This window comes from Litchfieldia alkalitelluris (genome assembly GCF_002019645.1).
GTDB lineage: Bacteria > Bacillota > Bacilli > Bacillales > Bacillaceae_L > Litchfieldia > Litchfieldia alkalitelluris.
On record NZ_KV917374.1, the window covers coordinates 3,769,933 to 3,794,363 of the forward strand.

At 35.2% G+C, this 24,431-nt stretch carries 21 protein-coding genes and 1 other annotated feature; of the genes, 3 read left to right on the top strand and 18 right to left on the bottom strand.

The features are described 5' to 3' along the window. Positions 1-28 precede the first annotated feature (28 nt). From BK579_RS17615 to BK579_RS17655, 9 genes are all read right to left on the bottom strand, one after another. A complete protein-coding gene (locus BK579_RS17615; protein ID WP_078547704.1) occupies positions 29-886 on the bottom strand; it encodes a VOC family protein in 858 nt (285 codons plus the stop codon). Positions 887-1,033: 147 nt separating this feature from the next. Next, the gene (locus BK579_RS17620; protein ID WP_235848457.1) at positions 1,034-1,525 is read right to left on the bottom strand and encodes a PP2C family serine/threonine-protein phosphatase; all 492 of its coding nucleotides are present in this window, start codon (positions 1,523-1,525) and stop codon (positions 1,034-1,036) included. Between the two features lie 397 nt (positions 1,526-1,922). Next, positions 1,923-3,407 (bottom strand): hypothetical protein, encoded by a 1,485-nt coding sequence (locus BK579_RS17625; protein WP_078547706.1) that lies wholly within the window; start codon positions 3,405-3,407, stop codon positions 1,923-1,925. A 16-nt stretch (positions 3,408-3,423) separates the two neighbouring features. Then, positions 3,424-3,822, bottom strand: a complete 399-nt coding sequence (tnpA, locus tag BK579_RS17630; RefSeq protein WP_078547708.1) for an IS200/IS605 family transposase — start codon at positions 3,820-3,822, stop codon at positions 3,424-3,426. 95 nt (positions 3,823-3,917) lie between these two features. Continuing rightward, positions 3,918-4,172 (bottom strand): hypothetical protein, encoded by a 255-nt coding sequence (locus BK579_RS17635; protein WP_078547710.1) that lies wholly within the window; start codon positions 4,170-4,172, stop codon positions 3,918-3,920. Beyond that, positions 4,165-4,629 carry an HIT family protein gene (locus BK579_RS17640; RefSeq protein ID WP_078547711.1) on the bottom strand — a complete coding sequence of 155 codons (465 nt, stop codon included), beginning with the start codon at positions 4,627-4,629 and terminating at the stop codon, positions 4,165-4,167. The genes BK579_RS17635 and BK579_RS17640 overlap by 8 nt, the downstream gene beginning before the upstream one ends. Positions 4,630-4,682: 53 nt before the next feature. Next, positions 4,683-4,913, bottom strand: a binding site (T-box leader). A gap of 89 nt (positions 4,914-5,002) precedes the next feature. Then, positions 5,003-5,536, bottom strand: a complete 534-nt coding sequence (locus BK579_RS17645; protein WP_078547713.1) for a dihydrofolate reductase family protein — start codon at positions 5,534-5,536, stop codon at positions 5,003-5,005. Between the two features lie 184 nt (positions 5,537-5,720). Then, positions 5,721-7,157 (bottom strand): amidohydrolase, encoded by a 1,437-nt coding sequence (locus BK579_RS17650; protein ID WP_078547715.1) that lies wholly within the window; start codon positions 7,155-7,157, stop codon positions 5,721-5,723. Between the two features lie 277 nt (positions 7,158-7,434). Beyond that, a complete protein-coding gene (locus BK579_RS17655; RefSeq protein ID WP_078547717.1) occupies positions 7,435-8,844 on the bottom strand; it encodes a sodium/glutamate symporter in 1,410 nt (469 codons plus the stop codon). 236 nt (positions 8,845-9,080) lie between these two features. Here BK579_RS17655 and BK579_RS17660 point away from each other — a divergent pair, with 236 nt between their 5' ends. After that, positions 9,081-9,284 (top strand): hypothetical protein, encoded by a 204-nt coding sequence (locus BK579_RS17660; protein ID WP_078547719.1) that lies wholly within the window; start codon positions 9,081-9,083, stop codon positions 9,282-9,284. A 649-nt stretch (positions 9,285-9,933) separates the two neighbouring features. Here the strand turns inward: BK579_RS17660 and BK579_RS17670 are convergent. The 9 genes from BK579_RS17670 to BK579_RS17720 form a co-directional block, all read right to left on the bottom strand. Continuing rightward, positions 9,934-10,116, bottom strand: a complete 183-nt coding sequence (locus BK579_RS17670) for a sigma 54 modulation/S30EA ribosomal C-terminal domain-containing protein (RefSeq protein WP_078547723.1) — start codon at positions 10,114-10,116, stop codon at positions 9,934-9,936. Then, positions 10,113-10,493, bottom strand: a complete 381-nt coding sequence (gene hpf, locus BK579_RS17675; protein WP_169891172.1) for a ribosome hibernation-promoting factor, HPF/YfiA family — start codon at positions 10,491-10,493, stop codon at positions 10,113-10,115. The genes BK579_RS17670 and hpf overlap by 4 nt, the downstream gene beginning before the upstream one ends. 222 nt (positions 10,494-10,715) lie before the next feature. After that, on the bottom strand, positions 10,716-11,009 hold the full coding sequence (locus BK579_RS17680; protein ID WP_078547727.1) for an antibiotic biosynthesis monooxygenase family protein: 294 nt from the start codon (positions 11,007-11,009) through the stop codon (positions 10,716-10,718). A 481-nt stretch (positions 11,010-11,490) separates the two neighbouring features. After that, positions 11,491-12,726, bottom strand: coding sequence for a Bcr/CflA family multidrug efflux MFS transporter (locus BK579_RS17690; protein WP_078547731.1), 1,236 nt, complete (start codon positions 12,724-12,726; stop codon positions 11,491-11,493). A 221-nt stretch (positions 12,727-12,947) separates the two neighbouring features. After that, positions 12,948-13,178 carry a hypothetical protein gene (locus BK579_RS17695; protein ID WP_078547733.1) on the bottom strand — a complete coding sequence of 77 codons (231 nt, stop codon included), beginning with the start codon at positions 13,176-13,178 and terminating at the stop codon, positions 12,948-12,950. 112 nt (positions 13,179-13,290) lie between these two features. Beyond that, positions 13,291-13,680, bottom strand: a complete 390-nt coding sequence (locus tag BK579_RS17700; RefSeq protein WP_078547734.1) for a thiol-disulfide oxidoreductase DCC family protein — start codon at positions 13,678-13,680, stop codon at positions 13,291-13,293. Positions 13,681-14,051: 371 nt separating this feature from the next. Next, the gene (locus BK579_RS17705; protein ID WP_078547735.1) at positions 14,052-17,411 is read right to left on the bottom strand and encodes a UvrD-helicase domain-containing protein; all 3,360 of its coding nucleotides are present in this window, start codon (positions 17,409-17,411) and stop codon (positions 14,052-14,054) included. Beyond that, entirely contained in the window at positions 17,401-20,322 is a 2,922-nt protein-coding gene (locus BK579_RS17710; RefSeq protein WP_078547736.1) for a PD-(D/E)XK nuclease family protein, read from the bottom strand. Before BK579_RS17710 ends, BK579_RS17705 begins: the two co-directional genes overlap by 11 nt. A 744-nt stretch (positions 20,323-21,066) precedes the next feature. Next, positions 21,067-21,531 (bottom strand): hypothetical protein, encoded by a 465-nt coding sequence (locus tag BK579_RS17720; RefSeq protein ID WP_078547738.1) that lies wholly within the window; start codon positions 21,529-21,531, stop codon positions 21,067-21,069. A gap of 269 nt (positions 21,532-21,800) precedes the next feature. Here BK579_RS17720 and BK579_RS17725 point away from each other — a divergent pair, with 269 nt between their 5' ends. Both BK579_RS17725 and BK579_RS17730 read left to right on the top strand, forming a co-directional pair. After that, positions 21,801-23,519 (top strand): sensor histidine kinase, encoded by a 1,719-nt coding sequence (locus BK579_RS17725; RefSeq protein WP_078547739.1) that lies wholly within the window; start codon positions 21,801-21,803, stop codon positions 23,517-23,519. Between the two features lie 19 nt (positions 23,520-23,538). Beyond that, entirely contained in the window at positions 23,539-24,273 is a 735-nt protein-coding gene (locus BK579_RS17730) for a LytR/AlgR family response regulator transcription factor (protein WP_078547741.1), read from the top strand. The last annotated feature ends 158 nt before the right edge of the window (positions 24,274-24,431 follow it).

The window sequence follows — 24,431 nt, forward strand, 5'->3', positions numbered from 1 at the left end:
GCTTTTGTCGATAACTTTTTCCATTGCACTAAATTTCTAGTTTTATGTTATTTCCTGAAGGATCTGTTACCATAAAGGATGTTCCCTCATTAGTCACGTTGTATCCTAATTGTTTTACCCTTTGTACTATTTCCGAACGAACAACTACATTTGGTAACTGGACGGTAAATGAGCTTAATCCGACACTGTTTTCTGAAGCCGGTGGCGCTCCCTTGCCATTCCATATATTTATTCCAATATGATGATGATACCCTCCTGTAGAAAGAAATAATGCAGAGTCGCCATAGATTTGATTTACTACGTTAAAGCCTAGCCCTTTTGTATAAAATTCTTTTGAGTTTTGTAATTCTGATACATGAAGGTGAATATGTCCCATAATTGTACCTTCTGATAGGCCTGACCATTTCGTCTCTTGACTTAGAGAGAGTAAATTTTCGGCATCTAACCGAATGGTGTCCATAACCACATCTTCGCCAGACCATTCCCAAGAAGTTGAAGGACGGTCAACATAAATTTCGATGCCATTTCCATCAGGGTCGGCTAAATAGAGGGCTTCACTAACAAGATGATCTGATGCCCCTTGAAGTGGATAACGATTTTCAAGTAGATGCCTTAATACCATCGCCAATGATACTCTATCTGGTAAGAGGATCGCAAAATGATATAGTCCAGTTCTTCTTTGTTCTTTGGGTACCACAGTTTCTGGCTGTTCGATGGTTAATATCGGGGTATTGCTGTTTTTTACAGTTAAAATCACTTGATGACTTGATTGTTCAAGCACTTGAAATCCAATCATTTCTTGATAAAACTTTAGAGACTTCTCTATGTTCTCAACTTTAATAGCTACAGCTTTAAAATATGAGTTAGGATATTCGTGAAAATTCATTTTAACCTCCAATAAGTATATCTACTTCAACAAATTATAGCCTTCTGTTTTTAATAAACAAAATAACAATTGCATAGTAAATAGCGGGCACCTATTCAAAATATGCAACTCAAAAACAATTCATTATACAGCACTAATTAAGTAATATCACTTGCTTGGTTGACTACCTTGTAACTCGATATTAACAAGCCATGATATAATTGTAGTACTGTCTCTCACATTCTTACTCTCGATTTCTTTCAACAAACTCCTTACACCTTCCTCATTTGCAGCCAATTTAAATGCTTTAAATATCTCAATTGGATTAATAAAATTGGTGTTAGGACATTCTAAAAGGCCGTCAGTCGTTAGCAATATATGATTACTACCCTGCCTAAGTTCTTTTGTGCCTGTACTGAAACAGGGGACATCTAAATCAAAGGTATTAACTCTTCCAATCCATTCATAAAAGCTTCGGTGATTTTGTTGATATTCATTTAGGTCTGAAAGTTCTGGGTGGTTTAGATAAAGGATACAGTCACCTACTGAAAACCACCAAAGATATTTTTCTTTTCTTACTACACATAAAAAGGCTGTTTCTCCTCGTATGGTCTTACAAGCTTCTTTGAATGGATCACCTTCAAAAATGGTTAAGAGCATTTGATGAAGGCGATTTAATGCTTCTTTAGGTGAATTTCTTTAGGTGAATTACTAAGGAACCTTTTTATTTCGGCTTTGTGAGTTTCTAGAGTAGATATTATTAATTCTGCACTTTCAGCTGTTTGATGTGCATCTAAAAGTACTACGAACTCATATTCTGATAACTCCCACCCCTGAAGGAGTGGGGTTCTAAAATACTAATACACTTCTTAATGGCACCCTTATCTTCCTTGCAGAAAGAGTTTCTGCCAAAACACTGGTGTGTGTTCTTTTAGAACATTAACGGACGTATTGCGTATAGCAAGGCACTTCGCCAAGTCAGCCTAAAGGGACCTCTTGTGTGCTTACCGTTCCGACTTCTCTCTTGGACGTTATCACGACCAATCAGGTTTGTATTTTATGCGACAAACCAACGCAATGTTTTACTTGATGATTTTTTTAATTGTGCAACCTCACGGTTATGCAACTTAACAAAGTTATCCCATTGTGCATTGCATAAATCTACATCAACGGAATTGAGGGTTTCGTTTGTATTACCTATTAAAAAAGCACTATATAAATCACGTTGAATGCTAATTTCACCAAAATGATTCCAACGCTCTGAAAGTTGTTTTTTATTGTATTCATTCGTTCTATGATTGAACTGGCTTGCTTTTGTAGCATATGTATCTATTTTTTTAATAGTTCGTCCCTGATACCCGAGTTTCCGGTCAATGATTGCGAGTAGCATAGCAGGAGCTCGGTTCGCAATGGATTTACCAAATCGTTTTTTATGATTTATTTTGCCGTTTTTCTTATTTCTTGTAGTGTTTTTCGCTCGTCTTTGTAGGGACTGAAACCGCATGGTTTCTACTCGAATGTCAGAACCGAGATGTAGAATATCATTTGCTAATATTTCATGTGCTAATTTTCGTTTAATAGTGGTTTTTCGAAATAATTCTTTTCGTTTTTGACGCAATTTTTTATATTGATTAGAATAGGTCCAGGTTAATCTACCTTTCCTAATAGTCCCGTTCTCGTGAAAATTGTTAGGGTTAATTGACCGTTTAGAACGGTCCATTTTACGTTGGATACGACGAAGCTCTCTTTCTACGGTATTGCACTCTGGTGCAAGTTCATGAAGTTCTACCTTACTTTCACTACTAATAGCTATAGTAGATGTTCCAATATCGATACCAACTCGTTTTGTTTCGTCATCAGCAACCTTTCGGTTGCTTTTTTTTGGAGGATACCCTTCTAAAATGAGTTGTGCATAGTATCGAACTTTACCACGAACTTCACGTTTTAGAATGCGTACATATTTTGTTTTATCCAATAAAGCTATGTGAGCATATTCATCGTTAGCTTTCGGCGTAATAGGGGCACAAATCCAATTTTTTGGTTTAGGATTTTTCTTTGTTGGTTTATCTCCCCAAAGAATATTACCGTCCACGTATCGCAAACCAGTAGAATTGGATTTGTTTTCAACCGAAATATCATCACGAAATGACTTGAAATGCACTCTTTTAGCTTTTCCAAAATGCAGTTTCTCAACGGCTTCAAAAGCCCTAGTGGCAATTTTTTGTGCTTCTAAGCTACCAATGTTCTCTTTGAATTTTTGTTGAACAGACTTTACAAAATGATGCATTCCATATTCAGAAAAACCGAAGGTTAACCTTAATTCACTTAACTGCTTATCGCGAATTTTTGACTTGGGTTCATTGATTAGGATGCGATAGTTTTTGTTTGCCTTTACAGCTTTGTGTCTTTTAAGGGCTTCACCTAGACAAGAATTGTAGACTAACCTAGCAATCTTTAACTTTTTCTCTAAACGGTCCTGTTGCCAAATAGGTATACGCAAAGGGAACTCAATTGTATAGGTTGGTGTGCTCTTTCTTGTCATAGGATTCTACTCCTTACTATTGTCGTTTTTTTTGATTTTCAACGTATTGTTTGATTGTTTCGCTCGATACGTTTCCTGCGGTAGATACAAAGTACGAACGTGTCCACAAGCTAGGCAAATGTTGAAGATGAGAGAATTCCTCTCTTAACTTTTTCGAAGTCACCCCTTTTATTTTAGCCATAATATCAGCAGGACTTAGTGTTGGTAGTGCGTTCAGGAACATGTGGGTATAGTCTTTATCACATTCTAATGCAACAATGCCGATCTCCAGTTCAGTACAAACTTCTCGCACCAACTCTTTAAAACGTTCTTCTACAGTGTTTTGTAGGAATATTTTCCTTCTATATCTGGGACAAAATACAAAATGGTAGTTAATTAATGAAATAGTTGTGTTTGTTTTTCTATAATTATTCATACTATCATCGTATCAGTTTATTGTACATACTACAACAAGAAACCCGAAAAAGAGAACTAATCTTTCAAATACTTGAAGCACCACAAACCTTCGGTTTACCAGTGGCACTCCGTATTCGACTTCACTTTCATCCCACGCCTGAAGGAGTGGGCTTTCCCGTTCAGGAAAGGCTGTAATGCATCACTTACCCAAACAATACATCCATCTTCATTTTTGTGTTGACCAGCAGAAGAATTACCACCAAATCGCCCTATTACAGAATGTCCTACCTTTTGGATGTTGATTTTATCTATGAAGGTTTCTTGATTGCCTACCCAGCTATATTCTTCCTTTCGATCAAACTCACTCATATGGATTGTCCTCAAAGTATAATTTAATTCTTTTGCACAACTCTATTACTTCTAAATTGGGATCCATCCTTGCATTTGGAGATTCATAAACTGCAAATGCAAGGATGGGTCCCCAGTATTGTTCAGGCGTGGACGGATAGCGTGGAACTATGTGCATATGTAAATGGGGAACAGAATTACCAGAGACAAGAGCATAGACATGTTCAGCCTTCTCAACGTCTTTGAGTGCTTTACTTAATCTAGCCATCATCACTCCTAATGACTTTGCTTCTTCAGGAATCATTTCTGCAAGAGTAGGTATATGTCTCTTTAAATCTATCATAATATGCCCTAAATAATTAGGTTTACTGTTATTATCAATATGACCAACATAAACATAGTCATCTTCAAAGATGGGCTCACCAGTTGTTGGTATACTCCCCTTATGTTTATTACAAATAAAACAAACTTCCCCCATCATAATTCCCCTTTTCTATAGAATTTTTACAAATAAAAAATCCTATCATCTCATAAAGAGACGACAGGATTAAACCCACGTGGTACCACTCTTTTTTAGTTTATCTAACAAACCTATTTAAACAAACCTACTCAAATACTTCTTTACGGGAGTAAACCGTTTAGACCTACATATCAGTCTAACCACTCATAGGCGAGTTGGGGAATTTATTGACCACCTTTTCAGCAAACGGCAGCTCTCTAAACAATAAAAGATTCCTTAATACTCCTAATCACCGTGTTTTAATATGGAAAAATTTTACTAATTATACAATTTCCAAAACAATCAGTCAATATTATATTTATATAAGCTTGGCATTAAGAATATGTTGTCTTCATTTCTTTACTATGTAATGTAATTCTACAAATTGATTAAACGTTCTAGTACTTTTAAGAGAAAGATTTAAGCGATAATCATCTACTTTAAATAATGGGATTCCCTCGCCTATGATTGTTGGTGCAACTGTCAAAATCAGTTCATCGACTAAATTTTCTTTTAAAAACGTATGCAATAGGTCTCCACCACCAACTAGCCAGATATTTTTCCCCTCTTCTTTTTTTAAATTATCCGTAAAGTTAACAATGTCTTCATTAATGAATTTAACATCGTTCGTATCGTTTAATGGTGATCTAGAAAACACATAGCATTCTTTATTTTGATATGGGAATTGACCCTTTTCATGTTTTAATATCCAGTCATATGTTCTTTTGCCCATTAAGATTGTGTCTATCGTTTCAAAAAATTCCGAATAACCATTGTCCCCTTCACCCTCGACTTTAAATAACCAATCTAAAGAGTCTTCTTTAGTTGCAATAAACCCATCCAAACTTTGAGCAATGAACAATACGATCTTCCGATTGTAGTTCATAGTACACCTTCTTCCTTATATATCTTAATTCATTCGTTTTTGATAGTTCTAATACTGATATCTGGTTACAACTATAAAAAACCTATCAATTTTATATCAATAATTGATAGGTTTTTTCCATACATAATGTTGCAAATGTTGCAAGTGAAAACCCATTATGGTTTGACTCACTTCAACAAAAATACTACATTCTAACAAGATTTGAAGAAGAATTTTGTGGTTTCTTTGCTGCTGGTGGTTGTACATAATCAGGAATTCCTGGCTTATATCGCTGTCCTTCAGTATTAATCATAAACTCATTTCTTGCCTGTTCTATAAAAGTGGGATTCAATAGCAAGTCATATGCGGTTAAAGCCATTGTTTTCGCTGCAAAATGCATCCCCTTATAGCCAATGGATGAACCATAGGAGGCAGTCGCCTGCCAAGAATGTGCTTGTACACCCACTGGTGCACATGTTGTCATTACTTGACCAGTTGGAACGATCCAACTTACATCACCCACGTCTGTTGATCCTCCCATTGTAGTTCCCCTTAGTTGAGGTAAATTATAGTATCCTGGAGGTAATAGTTCATCTGGTGTGTTTCCAAACAGCTTTCTTGATGATTCGACAATAGTAGAATCAACAGTGTCAACTAACTCTTGAGCAAACTCTTGTTCCCTCTCCGTAAAAAGAGGTGATCCTGTGATTTTCATATTCTCAAACATTAAATCATTTAATACATCATTTGGAAGAGTATCGTAAGCAAATGCTAATATTTCATGTTGGACTTGAGTCTCAGTCATTAATGCTGCGCCTTCAGCAATTTTATGTACACGTTGTAACATTGCTTCCACTTCACCCTTTGAAGATGCTCTTAAGTAATACCAAACACTGGCCTTATCAGGTACAATGTTTGGAGCGAGGCCTCCATTTGTTATTACGTAATGGATTCTCGTTCCATCTAAAGTGTGTTCTCTTAAATAATTCGCACCAATATTCATTAATTCTACAGCATCTAAAGCACTTCTACCTGCATGAGGAGCTCCTGCTGCATGTGCAGTAATTCCACTAAAATGAAATTTGATTGAAACCATTGCTTGCATCTTCATATTAACCACAAAGTTCGCAGTCCCAGGATGCCAGGTTAATGCACAATCTAAATCATCGAAAACACCTGCACGTGCCATAAATGTTTTACCAGATAATACTTCCTCAGCAGGACATCCATAATAGCGGATCGTCCCTTGAATTCCCTCTTGCTCCATAATCTCCTTTAATGCGATCACTGCCTCAACGCCTGCAGTTCCAAGTAAATTATGTCCACACCCATGTCCTGGTCCACTCTGAATAATCTCTTCTCGAACTGCATTTACGGCTTGAGATAAACCAGGTAGTGCATCATATTCACCTAAAATTCCTATAATAGGGGAACCGATTCCATACTCTGCAATAAACGCCGTTGAAACTCCACCAACATCAGTTGTCACTTTAAAACCTACTTCTTTTAATGTGGCCATTTGTAATTGAGAAGCAAATGTTTCCTCATATGCAACCTGCGGATGGTCCCAAATTTGTTGAGCCATATCTGTAAATCTGAATTCGTGTCGTTGAATCCAATCTATTAAGTCTTGTTTACTCATGAATGATCACTCCTAATTCTATTATTCAATGAGAATTGATATTTTATCCTAAGAGATTACTAATAAATAGTTAATTGCTCTTATTATACACACATTCTGCTTAAAATCGAGAGCATTTCTTGTCGATAGTTTAAAATATTCTTTAGATTCAGATTAAACAATTTCAATTCATTCCACAAGTTTTTGGTTAGTTTATCTAACATATAAAATGAATAAGTGACTTGAGATAAAGACCAGAAAAAAAAAGAGAGGGATCAAATCCATCTCTCTACGTTTATTATTCTTTTTTTCCAAAATATAAAAATCCCACTAATAACCATATTACCATTAAAATAAATGATAAGATTAAAATCGGTAACGGTCCAAATTGATAGATTAAAGGAACTGAAGCAGCTGTAAATAACCCTCCACCTACAATCGGCTCAAATAATAATTGTTTATATCCAAATGCCTCAAATGCTTTCGTTTTATTTTTAGAGTCTGTAATTCTGATTAACATCAGTCCCGCTGCTGTCATTCCCATTGATTGACCAAAGTCCCCAATCCCTCTTTCAAACCAAAACCTAGGAATCATCTTTGGCGCTAAATAGACGAAAGCAAGTATATTCCAGGCGATTCCTGCTACTGCTAATAGTAGAAACGGAATTAAATGAGTTCCGATGATAGAAATAGATAGTGTTGAGATTGCACTTACAATCAGGAAGTCAAGCGCAAACCCTTGAATACGTTTGATTAATTCCCGATCTATCAACTTATAATTATCAAAGCGATCTGCTAATTTTTGGAGAATAACACCACCGATCATCGCGAGTGGGAACAGTGGAATATGACTCATAATCTCTACTTCTGACCAATTTGCATATGTAATTTCTTCAATGTAAATCAAACCTTGTAAAAGACCATAGCCTAATAATATTGCAATCCCTATTAAAGCAAAATGGAAGGTTAACGGCTCAATTGATTCAGGGCTTGTCGTTAGTCTTCCTGCTACAGGTCGATCATCTTTATCGTTAATCCCTTTTAAATTTTCCAAAGACATTTCAGATGGATTGTTAAGTGTATCAGTTTTTGACCTGCGAATTCCCCAATTTATTATAATGATACCAATTACTACAGCTGATATGACACCAATGGTAGCCAATCCAATAGCAAGATCTTGTCCTTCAGAAAAGCCTAACTCCTCAAATGTAGAACCCAGCCCCGCAGCAGTACCATGGCCACCTTCAAAACTAATTTCAATCAAGGCTCCAGCCATAGGGTTCATCCCAAATAAAGGAGACAAAATCGTAATCGCTAATAAAATCCCTACCACATACTGTCCCCAAGCAACTGTTTGTCCAAACGATACTTGAGGACCTGCTGTTAACCATATATCTTTTATATTAGGTATCTTTTGACCTAAAAAAAGTGATGCAAAAATGATATTAATGAATATTGAAGGTAAAATACCCCAAAGCTCGATTATCTCATGTGGAAACAAACCGTTAGCAAAGACATGAGTCTCTTTCCATAATGAAATGATTTTCCCAAGGATTTCAGGACCAAGTAAAAGCCCTAGTAAACCACCAATAATTGAACTAGGAATAAAGTATTTTTGAAATATTGTGCTTTTGATACGAATTAATTTTCCAATTAATAATAAAATCCCTAAAATTATGAAACTTAATCCAATCATATTAACTGACATTTAAACACTCCTCAAGGAAACAACATATAAAACTATTCCTTGTAATGAATGTTAATAAACATAATATAGTAATTATTGATCCATGATTAACTGTGAATTTGTAACAAGATATCACATAAAGAAATTTGTTAAAGAAAGTTCATATTTCATTCTAAAAAACAGTAAAAACTACTAATGAAAGGAACTACTTAATAGAAGCTCAAAATAAAGCAATTAAGTGGAAAGGAGTTCTAACAATGAGATTATTACATGCTCCTCAAATCGTAACAATAACCTTTGCTATTATTGCTTTTTGTTTAGTTATGCTTTATTTGTATGATCCACCAAAAGAACACCTACTCTTTCAGTCAGACTTTATACATGAAAAACTCATTAACGAAGTAGAGCACCCTTCAGACGAGCTTTTTAAATATTTCATGACCAGTACATTAAAAGTTTAAAGTTGTTCAATCAAGATTAAGGGTGAAGAGATACTAATAACATGTTCCGTTTCTATCATAAACCTTAAAAATATAAGTCGAGTGCCAATTTTCATTAGAAATTGACACTCATTTTTTATAGGTGTAAGCCCATTTGGGTGGATATTCATTGAAAAGTTGTATTTGGAAATGACCCCAAGGAGTACAATGGCTGTTGTATTCCCCTTAAATTGATATACATTTATCTTTTGGAAAACAATAACTGGAAAAATTCCGGTTAAAACAGCTGAATTGCGCACGATTCGGGTATATAAGCGGAGGGTTTCCGGTTACTTAAAGAAAAATTACCTAGTTGGACGTTTTATGATTCAATAGCCGGAATTTTTCCGTTTATAAAAGCTTTTTACAATGCTAGTTCCTAAATAATGGAAATTTCTCCGCTAATTTTCTAAACCATACGTACTCCCGCTTCTCGGTCCTAAGGGCCGTGCCCATATGGTCGAGTAAGCCAGAATATTTAGGAGCGCTAGTTCAGCGAACACCCAAAAAAGGATATTAAAAATGACTCAGTAACTAAACTGAGCCATTTATTTTAAATTGCAAAAACAGTTACAAAAGTTTAAAACTAACGAAAAACGCTTTCGCAGGTAGTCGGGCGCTTTTCTTATGTTTATCCTACTTGATCAATCATTTCAGTTTGATTCGGAGTAATTAAACCATACTCACCAACACTTCTTTTAAATACCGCTCTTAACTCGTTAGTGACATCATCGAAGAAATATAGATGTTTTAGATTAAATAATTCCATTTGCAGGATTGCTTCTTCAGCATTCATAGGTTTATAAAATCTCATTGGTAAGCCCTGATTATTTTTTTCTGAGGTTTTGTAGGTTTAGTTAACTCATGTGTTTCTTTAGGTAAGTTAAGCTCTTGTCTAGGTTTCCGATTTATTTTTGTTTTATATTTTCGAAGTTGGCGTTTCATTTTTTCTTCAGCAATATCAACTGATTGGTATAGATCATTAGAATGAGCTTCAGCTCTAATAAACGTTGCATTTAATGGTATGCTTATTTCTACACAATGCTTATTTTTCAAAATAAACACATTTACATGTACGTTTGTGTCGATTGGTTCTTCGAAGAATTGTTCAATCCTTCCAATTTTTTCGTGAATATAAGCTTTAATTGAATCTGTTAGTTGAATGTTTTTACCATAGATGATCAAGTTCATTCTCATTCATCTCCTGTCATGTGATGTTTTTCACAAAAAAAACAACTCTACAACTAACTTGCACGACACTGCTGAAGAAGTTACTGGCTCATTCTAATAACCTACTTTCAATTCCTTACATCCTTAGTATTCCACTTTAATGCCATTTTTCCACTACAAATATGACAAAATTATGAAATCTAGTTTATTTGAATGGTTATGCAATTTTGGTAATATAACCTTTTAAAGATGTATTTTTTCAAAGTGTTCGACATTTGGAAAAGGAGCATAAAAATGATGGAGTTGCTTTTTCCATTCTTGATACTCTTCTGATTGTCTAAAGCCAACTGTATGATCTTCTAATGTTTCCCACTTCACCAACAATAAATATTTCCCCTTAACTTCCATACACCGTTGTAATTCGTGAGATATGTGTCCTTGCATTGAAGCTAAGATTTTCGATGCTTCTCGAAATGCCTCCTCATATTCCTTTTCCATACCATTCTTGACTTGTAGCATAACCGCTTCTAATATCATTATATTTCCCCCTGATTTTAAATATCTCAATCTACAAATTTCTTAATGAAAAGCTAATTATTGTACAAGTAAGCTACCTGTTGTTTTATTATTAATTAAAGACTTATGTTGAAAAATTTAAAACTCTGCCAAAAGGCAATTCCTAGAAAGAAAACAGCCAGTATCAGGGTTAACCAAGAGTAAAAGTTCTTTTTGCTTCGTAATAGTTTAAATATAAAAAATATCAGAAAACATATCAATATCGCCATTCCCGCCATTACTAATAGCATAGTAATCACAACATAATCAACCTCCCATAGAAAAGCAGCGTTTCAGTTTAGAAACGCTGCCCGTTATTCAATAGTGTCTAGTCATTATATCTGATGTTTTCTTTAATTATATTTAGAAATGCTTTTATATTTTCGCTTAAGAGCATTTGTCCTATAATATCTTATAGTATTAAAGTGAAGTCACTCGAAATTGAATTCTTCTCACTAAAAACTTACAGATTATGATTTTGGACAATTTGTTTTTTACCATTAACCTTTATAGAAGGATTTCGGACTAAGATATAATAGGATAAAAATGCTAAAATACTTGATGAAAGGATAATTACTCCCATCGGAATAGCTGTATACTCTCCTGCTATTCCCACAAGTGGGGCTGTTAATGACCCAAGTAAAAATGGCAATACACCGAGCAATGCAGATGCACTTCCTGCCATATGCCCCTTTGATTCCATTGCCAATGAGAAAGCCGATGTGCCAATAATACTTATAGACGTTACTAAAAAGAAAATCGGTATGGCCACAGCTACTAACGGCGCTTTTACTAAAAGAGCAATAAGTAGTGAAATAGCAGCTGTATTTGATAAAAGTAAACCGAATTTCAAAAAGGTTTTTTCAGGGATTTGTTCAGAAAATCGACCAACGATTTGAGTTCCAATAATTAATCCCACACCATTTACACCAAATAAAAAGCTAAACACTTGAGGTGAAACACCATATATATTTTGATATACAAACGAAATGCCAGATACATAGGCAAAGATACCTGCAACAATAAAACCTTGTGTAAAGGCATAACCTGCGAATTCACGATCCTTCAATAAAGAGCCAAAATTATTTACTACATGTTTTAAATTGCTTGGAGTACGTTTTTCAGTAGGCAATGTTTCTTCAAGTTTCAATGCAACAGTTATTAGTAAAACCATACTAATACCAGACAAGAAGATGAAAACCATTTTCCATTTTGCAAAAGCGATGATAGCACCGCCCGTTATCGGTGCAACTATGGGACCAAGATTACCAACTAACATTAGCAACGCAAAAAACTTCGTCAAGTCTCTTCCACTATACATATCCCGAGCAATCGCTCTTGAAATGACGAGCCCACCTGCCGCTGCGAACCCTTGGATGAAACGAGACAAAATCAAAGTATAAATATTAGGTGCTATTGCACAAATTAAGGAAGATAAGAAATATAAACTCAGAAAAATAAGTAATGGCTTACGGCGACCTTGAACATCACTTAATGGCCCAATAATTAATTGTCCCACGGCTAAACCTAACAAACAAGATGTTAAACTCATTTGCACTAAAGACGCATTAGTATTAAATTCATTAACAATCGTTGGAAATGAAGGCAAATACGTATCTATCGTAAAAGGTCCTAAAATTGCAAGTGATCCCAACAGAAGAGCTAATTGGAAACGTTTCGTTTTTGATAATGTATTCATGGCATTCCTCTTTCTAACTAAAATTTATAATATCATAAACAATGCACTTTAACATTGTATAACATTAAAGAGGTTTTTTCATTAATTCTGCAATACTTTAATTTGAGCCCAAGGTTTTCCCATTGAACTCAGAAAAAAGCAATATCTATTTATTGCGCATTATTTAGTCTACTACGTATTAAAGCAATAAATGACTACTAATAGGTTGTTAGTCAACGACTTCACAAAAACGAACACTTTTCCTTCTTGAAAAAGTGCACCGTATGTTCATCAGCAAGTTGATTTTTTATAAATTCGGGATGCAATAATTCATGAACATCTTGATCATTGTAAGCCGCTTGAAAGTTTGTTAATGTACTTATCGGTGAAAGGTTGGGTGGCTTTTCTACAAAGAAGTGAGTCGTCACAATCACTATAATAATGATGAACGAACCAATTATTAACTCCCTCAACTTCACCATCTCCTTTATACATTCTTTTATATATGAGAAAAAAATTAAGCTGCCTCAAAAATAAATCTTTAAAACTACCGAGCACCTATGGTTGAATAAGTTCCACTACAATTTAATCTATAAACCGATTTCTGATCTCAGCCGATGGAAGCATACATTGGTCTTTCTTACCGAACCATTTGTATCTATTTTTTGCGATAAAGTCATAAAAAGGATTCCTAAGAAAAGATGGTATTACTAATAATAACTGTATTATTTTCCAGCCACCCTCTAAATGTCCACATATCTTTAATGCTGCAGTTGATTTTATAAATGCATGTTCTCCTTGAATAAAGACCATACTGTCAGTTTGGTTATCTATATTATGTTTTTTTAAGAGTTCCTGCCCAACGCTACTTTGGAGTGAAGCAAATGAAAAGTATCCCTTAGGATCTCTTTTAATAACAAATTGAACGCTACTATTACAAAAATTACATTGGCCATCGAATAGGATGACATTCAAATTAGATCACTCCTTTGATTGTATATATTCATATATCTGCTCATCACTCGCTAGGTTCACTATAATCAATCCTTACATTAGGCCTGTTTCGTAGTACATAGTGAAAACAATTAATTAATGAGTTTACCCTGAAAATACCTAATGATGTAGAGTTCCATGAGCTGCGATCCACTTGCTTTCCGCGGGGTGGTCCGTGAGCCTCCTCGTCGCCAGCGGCGGGCTCCTGCGGGGTCTCACGAGACCACTGAATCCCGCAGGAGTCAGGTGGCTCTCCGCTCATTCCACACTTAGTAAGTACACTATTTTCATTCTCCATGGTGCGAATATTATTCGCATGGAGGTTTACACTGATTGATAGTAAATGTTACATTTTAACAGTGCTGATTTGATTTGAATGTTTGTATTTCATTCGCAAGTTTTTCTATTTTTTGCATTAGTTGAACCTTAAATTCAGGGTTGACCTCAATATCATATAATCCTTGCTCTTCATCTCGTAATAAAAATAACTTCATTCCATTTATTTGTTTACCTGTTTTCTGTTCATAAGCTAATTTATAAAGATAAAGCTGTGGTTTATAGTAACTAATAAGATCTTCTAAATTATCGTTGATTCGATTGGTTTTTAGGTCTATTACATACAAGTCACCATCGATGTCTACGACTTTATCTATTTCTCCAATAATAATGATATGTTCCATTTCTAATTCAAATCCCCATTCATTCTCTATGCTTGTTCCCAAATTTTTTGAGATGTAGGAATCAATAAGAGGATCCAATTGTGTTAAATAGTTTTCCTTGTCACGATCAACAAGTAAAAGAGCATTGTCATATGCTTCATTTCTTTGTAAGCCTTGGTCTAATAGTTCGCAAACCTTATGAACGAGAGTACCTAGTAATAATGGATCAATACCGTTTGCTCTCTTTGCCCACCATTTTGTCTCCTCTTGAGGAAGTTCTTCTTCCATTGGCTCGATTTTGAGGATATACCTATAATAATGCTCAGTCGGGTCTTGTAAATATGTTAAAATTTCTGATACCGAAAGATATATTGGAATCCGTCTTTCTACCTTTTTTGTAGGTCCTGAGTAAATTTCAAATTCTTGACCAACTGGATCTTGTTCCTCTATTTCATCTTTGATGGTAATCATCTCTAAAAGTTGTTGATTATTCATTAACCCCTCATTTAACCAATTTGCCCAAGTATTGCTGGTGTCTTTCTCTTTTGTGGTTAAAATCAAGTAATCTCTTGCCCTTGTTAAGGCAACATATAGTAATCTTTTTGACTCTTCTAATTCTTGATTTTTCACATCGGATGATAGCGATGAAAAATCGGGTGTTTCTATTTGTATTTCTTCAGAAAAAAATTCTTCTTTGTCTTCCCATTTTAATCTAAGATACATACCCTCTTCTGGATCAAATCTAACTGAACTTTTGTCCGTTTGTAACGATTTAGATAAATTCGGGACGAAGACAACCGGAAACTCTAGCCCCTTTGAGCCATGGATCGTCATAATCGAAAGAGTTTCTCCTCCCACTCTTTCAACATCCGCATCACCTTCTCTATCTTTAGAGGCACTTTTTAAAATACTCAATTTAGTAAGCATTTCTTCTAATGAAGGTGTATTCATATCCACCAACTGATCAATGAGCTTTTCAACATTTCGAACCTGATGTAATCCATTTTTATTCATTAAGAATAAATACTTTAAGCCACTCTCTTCAAAGATCTGTTTAAGTTTTTCTTCTACTGAACCTGTTAGCATAAATGGAACAAACCGCTTACACATTTTAACAAACTTTTGCAAGCCCATTTTCACCTTAGAATTCAGCGTTGTTTCATCTAGAAATCCTTCCTCATAAAGAAAGTTTCCTAACTGATATGGATCTTTGACTAAAGCATGAATATCCAAAAGATCTTCCACTGTCAAACCAATTAATGGACCTCGAAGCATCGCAATAATATGAAGTGGCTCAAATGGACGGTTAATCCAATTTAAAAGTGATGTCATTTCAACAATCTCGTTTCGGTCATAAAAACCGACCCCACTGTGGACTGAATAAGGAACTTGATACTTATTGAAGGCACGTTCAAGCCTGCTCAAGCTTGCCCTTGAGGGAATTAACACGGCAATATCTGACCATAAAACAGGTCTCCATTCTCTTGAATCTTTATCAAAAATTAATGTTTTATTCTTCCACAGTTCTACTGCTCTTCTTGCGATCATCATATATTGATTACGATCTTCTGTTTCATCATGTTGCTCACTAACTTTAATATATTCAACACGCTTATCCAACTCTGTTACGGAATTTCGATTCGGTATTAATGGTGTATACTCTGTTTTATAAATAGGTGTAGACTCGTTTAACTTATAGCCCATCATATGATTTTGTTCAAAGAGTTGATTAATAAATTCGATGATACTGCCACACGTTCGATAATTAATATTCATATCAATAAACCGGGCGTTACTTTTCTCTTTTGATTCTTTAATCTTTTGGTTAATTAAACGGACATCAGCACCCCTAAACCGGTAGATTGATTGCTTGCCATCACCGACAATAAAAGTATATTCAGGCCTTATTTTATCAAGCATGCTCAATTGAAGCTGATTTGTATCCTGAAATTCATCAATCATAAAATGCTTATATTTTTCCTGATAAAAGGTAGATAAATCTTTATTAGTTAATAAACTCACTGATTTTTGTTGGAGATCCGAAAAATCTAATAAAGCTTGCTCTCTTTTTTTGAACTCATATTCTAAAGAAAATTCCTCAAGTAGCTGCCCAAACTCAAACGAAAAACTTTCAATAAAGATCAGATTTTCTCGAGAAGCGCATGAACAAAAATCTCTAACTTCTACCCACTGCTCCAACAATTCGTAAAATGGTTGGCATTGCTTTTTGATCGTCGCATGTGGAGCTTTCTTTATTTTTATAAGTGCTTTATAAACATCCTCAAAAAAGCCTATTTGATATTCAGGATAACAATCTACTACTTCTTTTAAATCACTGTACGGCTCAGTAGTTGTTTTAGTAAATTTACTACTATCATGATCTTCTGCATAAAAATTTACTATTTTTCCATACAGCTCTTCTATGCTTCCATTTCGTTTTAAAATCCATTGCTTTACCTTGTCTGAAGTAAGTAAATGAATTTTTTTATGATCATTGAACTCAAATTCTCTCATCTTTTCATAAAGACTAACGACTGCATCCTTGATTTGGTACTCTTCCATTGCTTTGAATACATGTGGCCATTTTTGTTCGTCGACTGCTTGCTCAATCATTTGTGATAACACTTCATGTTTCAATAAAAATGATCCACTTTCATCCAATACTTTCATGTCAGGGAAAAGTTCTGCTTCAAATGAGTGTTCTGAGAGAATTCGCTGACAAAAACTATGAAAGGTTGATATAATTGCTCCTTCTAATAACTCCATTTGTTTTAGCCAGAAATTCTTTGAATCGTGATCCTCAGCTTGAAGCCTTTTATTTTCAAGGTTATGTCTAATGCGGTCTCGCATTTCTAGCGCCGCATCTTCTGTAAATGTAAGTGCTACAATTTCATCAACGGAAGCGCCAATGTTCTCACCTTTTAGTTTTTGTTCACACAAGTATATATATCTCTCAGTTAATACTTTTGTTTTTCCTGATCCAGCACCGGCTGAGATGACAATTAGCTTTTCTGTACCAAATATCGCTTGTTTTTGTTCAGTATTAAAATTCATGTGTTTCCCCCGCTTCGTCTAGCAACTCCGTACTAATCCGACAAGTTACTTTATATAAGCAATATTTACAGGCGGTTTGTGATGCTGGCCTTACTGAGAAGTCGCTATGTACACCCTCCCAAAGTTGTTCTACTATTTCATCTAGCTTATAGTTTTGCTTTAATGTAACAGCATCTATTGATTCGATATGCGTTTGAAATCTTGGCTCAAATCTCACTTTTTGGTCTTTATCTTTCCACACTGTATTTTTTTTCCTAACATGTGGCTCCTTCATGGAAATATAGCCTCCGCCAATTGGTTGCAAAGGTTTTACACTACTACTATCTTTATACCTTCCATGTGCGAATTCTTTCTCGACAGCAATCATATACAAAGGAATTTGCAGGGTTAATCCTTTAGGAACTTCAGTGGTAAAATCCAATCGTTTTGGACTGGTTTTATAATCATAGATAACAAAACCATGTTCATCGATATCGAGTCGATCAATTTTCCCTCTCAAAGTTAAGACGTCACCTGTTGCTAATGGGAAATTCAATTCCACTGATTCTTCCAATCTAAAGATTCTCATACTCTTTAACTCAGGATTGGCCCAAAATCTTATTTTCTCAGCAGCAAGCCACTTTCGTAATTTATAATTCCAGTCTTCTTTCTCTCGATTGAGTTGCTTCTGAGGAACTTCAGGGTGTGATTGTTGAATAGAGAGCCATTCTTCTTCAAAGATTTCCTGAAGGATTCGATCTTCATCTCCTTCGAAAAAATGCTGAACACGTTCAAACTCAATATGACGAACATCTTTATAGAATCTCTCAATAATTTTATGAATCATAGTACCTAACAATCGATGGTCTAGTCTATTCTGCTCCTTTAAGGGTTCTGGTATCTTTAAAACGTGCTCCATGGCATATTTAAAAGAGCATTCAGCATATCGTTCAAGCTTAGTAATTGCTAACTCAAACTGTTTTAAAGCATCCTTCCATTTATCAGAGAGGGCTTCTTCACCTTTTTTCAATGTTTCCACATTGACTTTCAAATGCATTAAATGACCAGGAAGGTCTACCTGAAATCCTGCTCCTAAGTGATATACTAATTTCTCTTCGTACTCCTTTTCAGATTCAAACGAGTCTTTAGCCATTCTATTCATATAGCTATAATCCCAGTTAACATGATTTATTGTTGAATCCAACATAAAGATAGATGGAAGGTCTGGTTGATGGTGATTCATTCCTTTAACATATGAAAACGACACCTTTTCAGAAACATAATCTAGCTGCTTTAGTAACGTTTCATCTTTTTTCATAAAATAGCTTGAGGTTGGTAATGGAAAGGGGAGTTCATATTCCTTCAAATACTCTTCCTGAAAATAGCCGCCAAGACTGATTTTTCTAGGAATGATCCCTTCATTTACCCCTAAGACAAAGAGAGATTTCCCTGAAAACAAAGAAGCATCCTGAAGAGGAAGAATAGTTATACCATCGCTTGGTCCTCTTTCTATGAAAAGTTCTTTTTTTCCAATCAACTTTAATAACCACTCGGAAAACCCTAATACTGAAAGCTCTAAATCCAGTAATCCCTTTCCTTCTATCTCCGTCTTTTGCGACTCAATCATCTCTTCAATCAGTAAAATCGTTCTAAATTCAATTGCTGCCTGGTAATGGTTCTGAATCAGCGTTCTGTCCTTAAGTAATTCCTGATAATACGATTTTAGTGGCAAGGTTGCTAAAAATGTTTGAAGTTCAACGAGATATTCCCCTATTTTACGATGTGAATATAATACTTCTTCAAAAGATTTCAGTTCACTAAACAGTTTGCTTACATTAGAAGCTTCTATTTCACCGTCTTTAAGAAATTTAAACTTTATTTCACTAAACTCTTCATTACTAATAAAATAAAGCCCACTAAGTTGATCTAACAGAGGTACTTGATCCCATTTTGAAGCTTGTGCACCTTCTCTAGTTAGAAGCGTACGTAAAAATTGATAGAAATTCGTTTGATCAACCGAAAGCTTCTTCGGCTTTTTTACAGGGATATTTTTTAATTTTGAAATTCTTACTAGTTCTTCGAGATAATTGGCTTCATTACAGAGGATGATACCGTACTGATCATAACGCCCTTCCCCTTTTTCTAAAGTCACCTGATCTAATACACCATGAATTTCTTCTTCTATCGACATTGCCGCAATGAGGCTTTTTGACAAAACCTTTTGAATTGATTTATCTTTTTCCATTCCACTCTGTAAAATAAAGCCAAGGTTCTCTAATGTATGAATTGTCTGTTGCGTTAAATTAGTGTCTAAGTCTGGCATATAGATGGTCATTGGTATTTGTTTTTCAATTAGGAATTTAATGAATACATACTGAAGAGGTGAGAAATCAACAAATCCATCAATCACTACGTGTGTACTTGGTAAGGTACTAGCATGTATAATGGATTGAAAAATTTGAGTTTCGGAATCAAACAAATGGTGTTTATTTATATATAGTTCTTCATAGTGAGTAAATAAATCTTTTAGAGGCAAAAGTGTTGTGGGTAGATCATTGATTGTAAGCCCCAGTCGTTTTAACTGTCCATATGTATCACTAAATGCCTTTGCTTTTAAACGTCTTTCATTATCACTCAATAAGATTGAATCATGATTTTGAAGAATTAGTTGTTGAAACAAAAGTACTCGTTCATCGTCTGTTATCGATTGGTAGTTTACATTGTTTTTAACTAACAAATGTGTCGCAAGATCATCAAAGGTTTGAAATGTAATTCCAGGTTGTCTATTTCTTGCAGTTTGAAGCCACTTTTGTGAAGGGAGGATATAATGGATCTTATCATCTATATTTCGTTGAAAATCAAACCAGTATGTTAGTCGTTCTGAAGATGCTGTCTGGTGAATGGAAGATGTAATAATTTGATGAACATTCATGCTTTCACCTCTAGTCCTTTTTTCTTATGGTAGCATATTTTGTTGGGATTTGGATAATTCTTGCAGAGTTTCTTTTTTAAAAAAGTTCTACCCTGAAAAGAGAAAAGCGGAAGGCGCTCGTTCCACACTGTGGAATAAACATTTTCATTCTCGCATAGTGCGAAATACTTTTCAGCATAAAATTCTACCCTGAAAATCAGTTTCAATACGTCTGGGCAACTTCCTCAAAGTAGGCCTATGATTCAATTTCTCCTTGTTTTCGCGACGGGAACTAAATTATAGAAGCTTATGATTTACTTTCTCCTTGTTTTTGCCTCAGCAACTGAATCATAGAGAGCCTATGATTCACTTTCTCCTTGTTTTTGCGACGGGAACTAAATCATAGAGAGCCTATGATTCACTTTCTCCTTGTTTTCCCCCCGCCAACTAAATCATAGAGAGCCTTTGATTTACTTTCTCCCTGTTTTCGCCTCATCAACTGAATCATAGAGAGCCTTTGATTTACTTTCTCCTTGTTTTTTCCTCAGCAACTGAATCATAGAGAGCCTATGATTCACTTTCTCCTTGTTTCCCCACCTGCCAACTGAATCATAGTGGGCCTATGATCATGTGGCTTTCAACGAGACAGTTCGAGAGCATCCTTTTCTAAGGTCCACAACCTTTTATTACCTTTGGGATCAACGTGTTTGGATTACAAAATAAAAAAACAACCTTATGAACTCTTAAGGCTGTAGAGGCAAAGAACTATTTTACTTCAAGAAGAAAGGTGTAGGAAACTTCATTGTTTCCCCAACGAGAAAGAATTTCATATACATATTGACCCTTTTCCACTGGTGCTTTCATTTGATTGTTTTTTAAGATAATCTCTTGATCTCGTTCATCTTCATTCCAGAGATAAGCAATGAGTGTTGAATCCTTAATATCCGTCGTTATTTCAATGATATCTCCGCTTCCAACAAGAATGGGAGATATAGTTTCAGCTATTTGGTTTGGACTTGCCGCATCTGTTGTCGTCACCTCAGTACTAAGACCAACTTTCCTCTCAATATGAAAACCACCCGTATGTAAGGTCTCTTTTTTCTCATTCGTTTCGATATACCCCTGTGGAATTTCAAAAGAAGATCCCTCAAGAGAACTCGAATGGAACAAAGAGCAACCAGTAGATAAAATAATTAGTATGAAGGAAAATAAAAGTACATGAATTCTCATAATAAACGCCTCCTTTCTACTATAGACGTATACAGCGTCAGTTGGTTACAGTTTTGGCTTAGTTATTTTAGTCAGGAAATTCAACTTAGTATAAGTCTATCTAAGTATTGAAATATCAATTTCTGTTTCTATTCTAAATTGAACTACTTTATTATCCCTTAGCTTTTACAAGCTTACTTGCTAAGACCATCATCATGATAATCCAATTTTAAATAAAGTCTTGATCTTTGCTATAATTACATTATCACTTAAAATTAGGAGCGAACTGCATGTTTGAACTAATGTTTACAATGCTTGAGCGATTAGGGATCATTGTATCAATCGCATTTATTTTAACTAGGCTGCGGTTTTTTAGGGATATGATTCAACAAGATGAAATCACAAGAAAACAACAATATAGTGCTATTATCTTTTTTGGATTTTTTGGAATTATTGGAACCTACTCAGGATTAGCATTTAGTACAGATTCCCTTCAATTTGATCGGCTTACATATGATCTCACACAAGAGGAAGCATTAGCGAACTCACGGGTGATTGGTGTTGTTATTGGAGGATTACTTGGTGGCTACAAGGTAGGAATTGGAGCTGGGCTAATTGCTGGTATTCACCGTTTCTCACTTGGAGGCTTCACAGATTTAGCATGTGGTCTTTCAGCGATTGTCGCTGGACTTATTGCTGGATTTTTTCATAAAAAAAATAAACACGTCACCCTCTCTTCCGCTTTTCTCATCGGCGCCTTAACTGAAGCTGTTCAAATGCTTATTATTCTCTTTGTTGCTAAGCCATTTGATCAGGCTTTAACCTTAGTTGAGAATATTGGAATTCCAATGATTATTGCCAACGGGATAGGCTCTGCACTATTTTTAATGATCATCCGCAACTTAGTGGGAGAAGAAGAAAAAGCTGGTGCTGTTCAAGCTCAAAAAGCATTAAGATTAGCTGAATTAACCCTCGCTTATTTAAGGAAAGGCTTAAATTCTGAATCGGCAAAAGAGACTTGTTCCATTATTTTTCGAGAGGTTGAAGCGAGCGCTGTTGCCATTACAAATAAAGAATTAATTTTAGCACATGTTGGATTAGCAGATGATCATCACAAGGAGCTCACTGATATACAAACAGATGTTACTAAAAAGGTGATCCAAAGTGGAGAACTTATTATCGCAGGACATAAAGAAATTCATTGTACTAGACCTAACTGTCCTTTAAAATCGGTGGTGATTGCACCATTGAAGCAACGCGGACAAACCATCGGTACATTAAAGTTTTATTTTAAATCAGAACGAGAGATAACAAATGTTGTGATTCAATTAATTAAGGGACTTAGTTCATTACTTAGTAATCAGCTAGATATGGCTGAAGCGGACCGATCTTATCAGCTTGCAAAGGAAGCTGAGATTAAGGCGCTACAAGCACAAATTAGTCCACATTTTCTATTTAACTCTTTAAATATTATTGTCTCTCTTATACGAATTGACCAAAACAAGGCAAGGCAGCTATTAATTGCGCTTTCGCATTTTTTAAGACAAAATTTAGCAGGGACGACTCAGCAGTGGACATCTCTTGAAAATGAATTAAGACATGTTAGAGCATATTTGTCGATTGAAGAGGCTCGGTTTGTTGATAAATTAGCTGTTTTTTATGATATTGATGATGATCTCTTAAAGGTTAGGATTCCCCCTCTCACATTACAACCAATTGTTGAAAATGCGGTGAAGCACGGAATAAAAGATAAAGAAAGTGACTGCAAAATTGTCATTTCAATTAAGAAAGATTCAGATAATACATTAGTGACAGTGCAAGACAATGGGAAAGGAATGGAAAAAGAGCAGTTGGATAAAATCGGACATACTTTCCTTCCATCTGAGAAAAGTACAGGAATTGGTCTCTACAATGTGAACCGGCGGTTGGTTATGATGATTGGAGAGAAATCTGGTTTGGTAATCGAAAGTCAACCTGAACAAGGAACAACTGTATCCTTCAGAATATAGCGATAAAGGAGGAAGGCAAATGAGTCAGTTAATTAGAGTGCTGATTGTTGATGACGAAAGATATAGTCGACAAGAACTCTCTCATTTATTGAGCAATTATGAAAATATTGAGATTATTGGTGAGGCTGAAAATGGTGAACATGCGATTGTGAAATCAATTCAACTTCAACCAGATGTAGTTTTTTTAGACATTGAAATGCCAAAAATGAATGGGATGGAAACAGCCTCCTCCTTAAAGGAGCTAAAAAAGACACCTTTACTTGTTTTTGCAACAGCATACCCTAATTTTGCAGTCGAAGCATTTCGCTATGAAGCAGTCGATTATCTAGTAAAACCCTTCGATGAAACACGATTAGCTGAAACTGTTATAAGATTAAAAAAACTGTTAGAGCCTCAAACTAAAAATGAAATAACTCCTTCCATTAATAAGCTTGCTATTGAAGGTGATGAAGAAATAACGTATATAAACCCTAGTCAAATTATGTATTTGTACCGCGATGATCGTTTTACGAGAATTGTATTAGATGATCAGGAATTTACAACAAAGGTAGCATTAAAGGAATTTGAATCAAGATTAAAAGATTTTTCGTTTTTCAGAATCCATAAAAGTTATCTAGTAAACTTACAATACGTAGAACGGTTAATTCCTTGGTTTAATGGGGCATATCATTTAGAAATTAAAGGTAAAAAAGAGCTTTTATCAGGAAGTCGTAATTATGTAAAAGCATTACGATCTCGTCTTGAATTATCATGACATGCATTCTACTGGTTAGACCTCCATGCGAATGAGTATTTGCACCATGAATGACATCCACCTAGTGTGGAATGAGCGGAGAGTCACTTGACTCCTGCGGGATCTAGCGGTCACTTAGACCCCACAGGAGCCAAAAGCGACGAGGAGGCTCACGAACC

Coding starts and splice junctions, on each gene's coding strand:
- BK579_RS17615 (WP_078547704.1), bottom strand. CDS start 886: ATGAATTTTCACGAATATCCTAACTCATATTTTAAAGCTGTAGCTATT.
- BK579_RS17620 (WP_235848457.1), bottom strand. CDS start 1,525: ATGCTCTTAACCATTTTTGAAGGTGATCCATTCAAAGAAGCTTGTAAG.
- BK579_RS17625 (WP_078547706.1), bottom strand. CDS start 3,407: ATGACAAGAAAGAGCACACCAACCTATACAATTGAGTTCCCTTTGCGT.
- tnpA (WP_078547708.1), bottom strand. CDS start 3,822: ATGAATAATTATAGAAAAACAAACACAACTATTTCATTAATTAACTAC.
- BK579_RS17635 (WP_078547710.1), bottom strand. CDS start 4,172: ATGAGTGAGTTTGATCGAAAGGAAGAATATAGCTGGGTAGGCAATCAA.
- BK579_RS17640 (WP_078547711.1), bottom strand. CDS start 4,629: ATGGGGGAAGTTTGTTTTATTTGTAATAAACATAAGGGGAGTATACCA.
- BK579_RS17645 (WP_078547713.1), bottom strand. CDS start 5,536: ATGAACTACAATCGGAAGATCGTATTGTTCATTGCTCAAAGTTTGGAT.
- BK579_RS17650 (WP_078547715.1), bottom strand. CDS start 7,157: ATGAGTAAACAAGACTTAATAGATTGGATTCAACGACACGAATTCAGA.
- BK579_RS17655 (WP_078547717.1), bottom strand. CDS start 8,844: ATGTCAGTTAATATGATTGGATTAAGTTTCATAATTTTAGGGATTTTA.
- BK579_RS17660 (WP_078547719.1), top strand. CDS start 9,081: ATGAGATTATTACATGCTCCTCAAATCGTAACAATAACCTTTGCTATT.
- BK579_RS17670 (WP_078547723.1), bottom strand. CDS start 10,116: ATGAGATTTTATAAACCTATGAATGCTGAAGAAGCAATCCTGCAAATG.
- hpf (WP_169891172.1), bottom strand. CDS start 10,493: ATGAACTTGATCATCTATGGTAAAAACATTCAACTAACAGATTCAATT.
- BK579_RS17680 (WP_078547727.1), bottom strand. CDS start 11,009: ATGATATTAGAAGCGGTTATGCTACAAGTCAAGAATGGTATGGAAAAG.
- BK579_RS17690 (WP_078547731.1), bottom strand. CDS start 12,726: ATGAATACATTATCAAAAACGAAACGTTTCCAATTAGCTCTTCTGTTG.
- BK579_RS17705 (WP_078547735.1), bottom strand. CDS start 17,411: ATGAATTTTAATACTGAACAAAAACAAGCGATATTTGGTACAGAAAAG.
- BK579_RS17710 (WP_078547736.1), bottom strand. CDS start 20,322: ATGAATGTTCATCAAATTATTACATCTTCCATTCACCAGACAGCATCT.
- BK579_RS17720 (WP_078547738.1), bottom strand. CDS start 21,531: ATGAGAATTCATGTACTTTTATTTTCCTTCATACTAATTATTTTATCT.
- BK579_RS17725 (WP_078547739.1), top strand. CDS start 21,801: ATGTTTGAACTAATGTTTACAATGCTTGAGCGATTAGGGATCATTGTA.
- BK579_RS17730 (WP_078547741.1), top strand. CDS start 23,539: ATGAGTCAGTTAATTAGAGTGCTGATTGTTGATGACGAAAGATATAGT.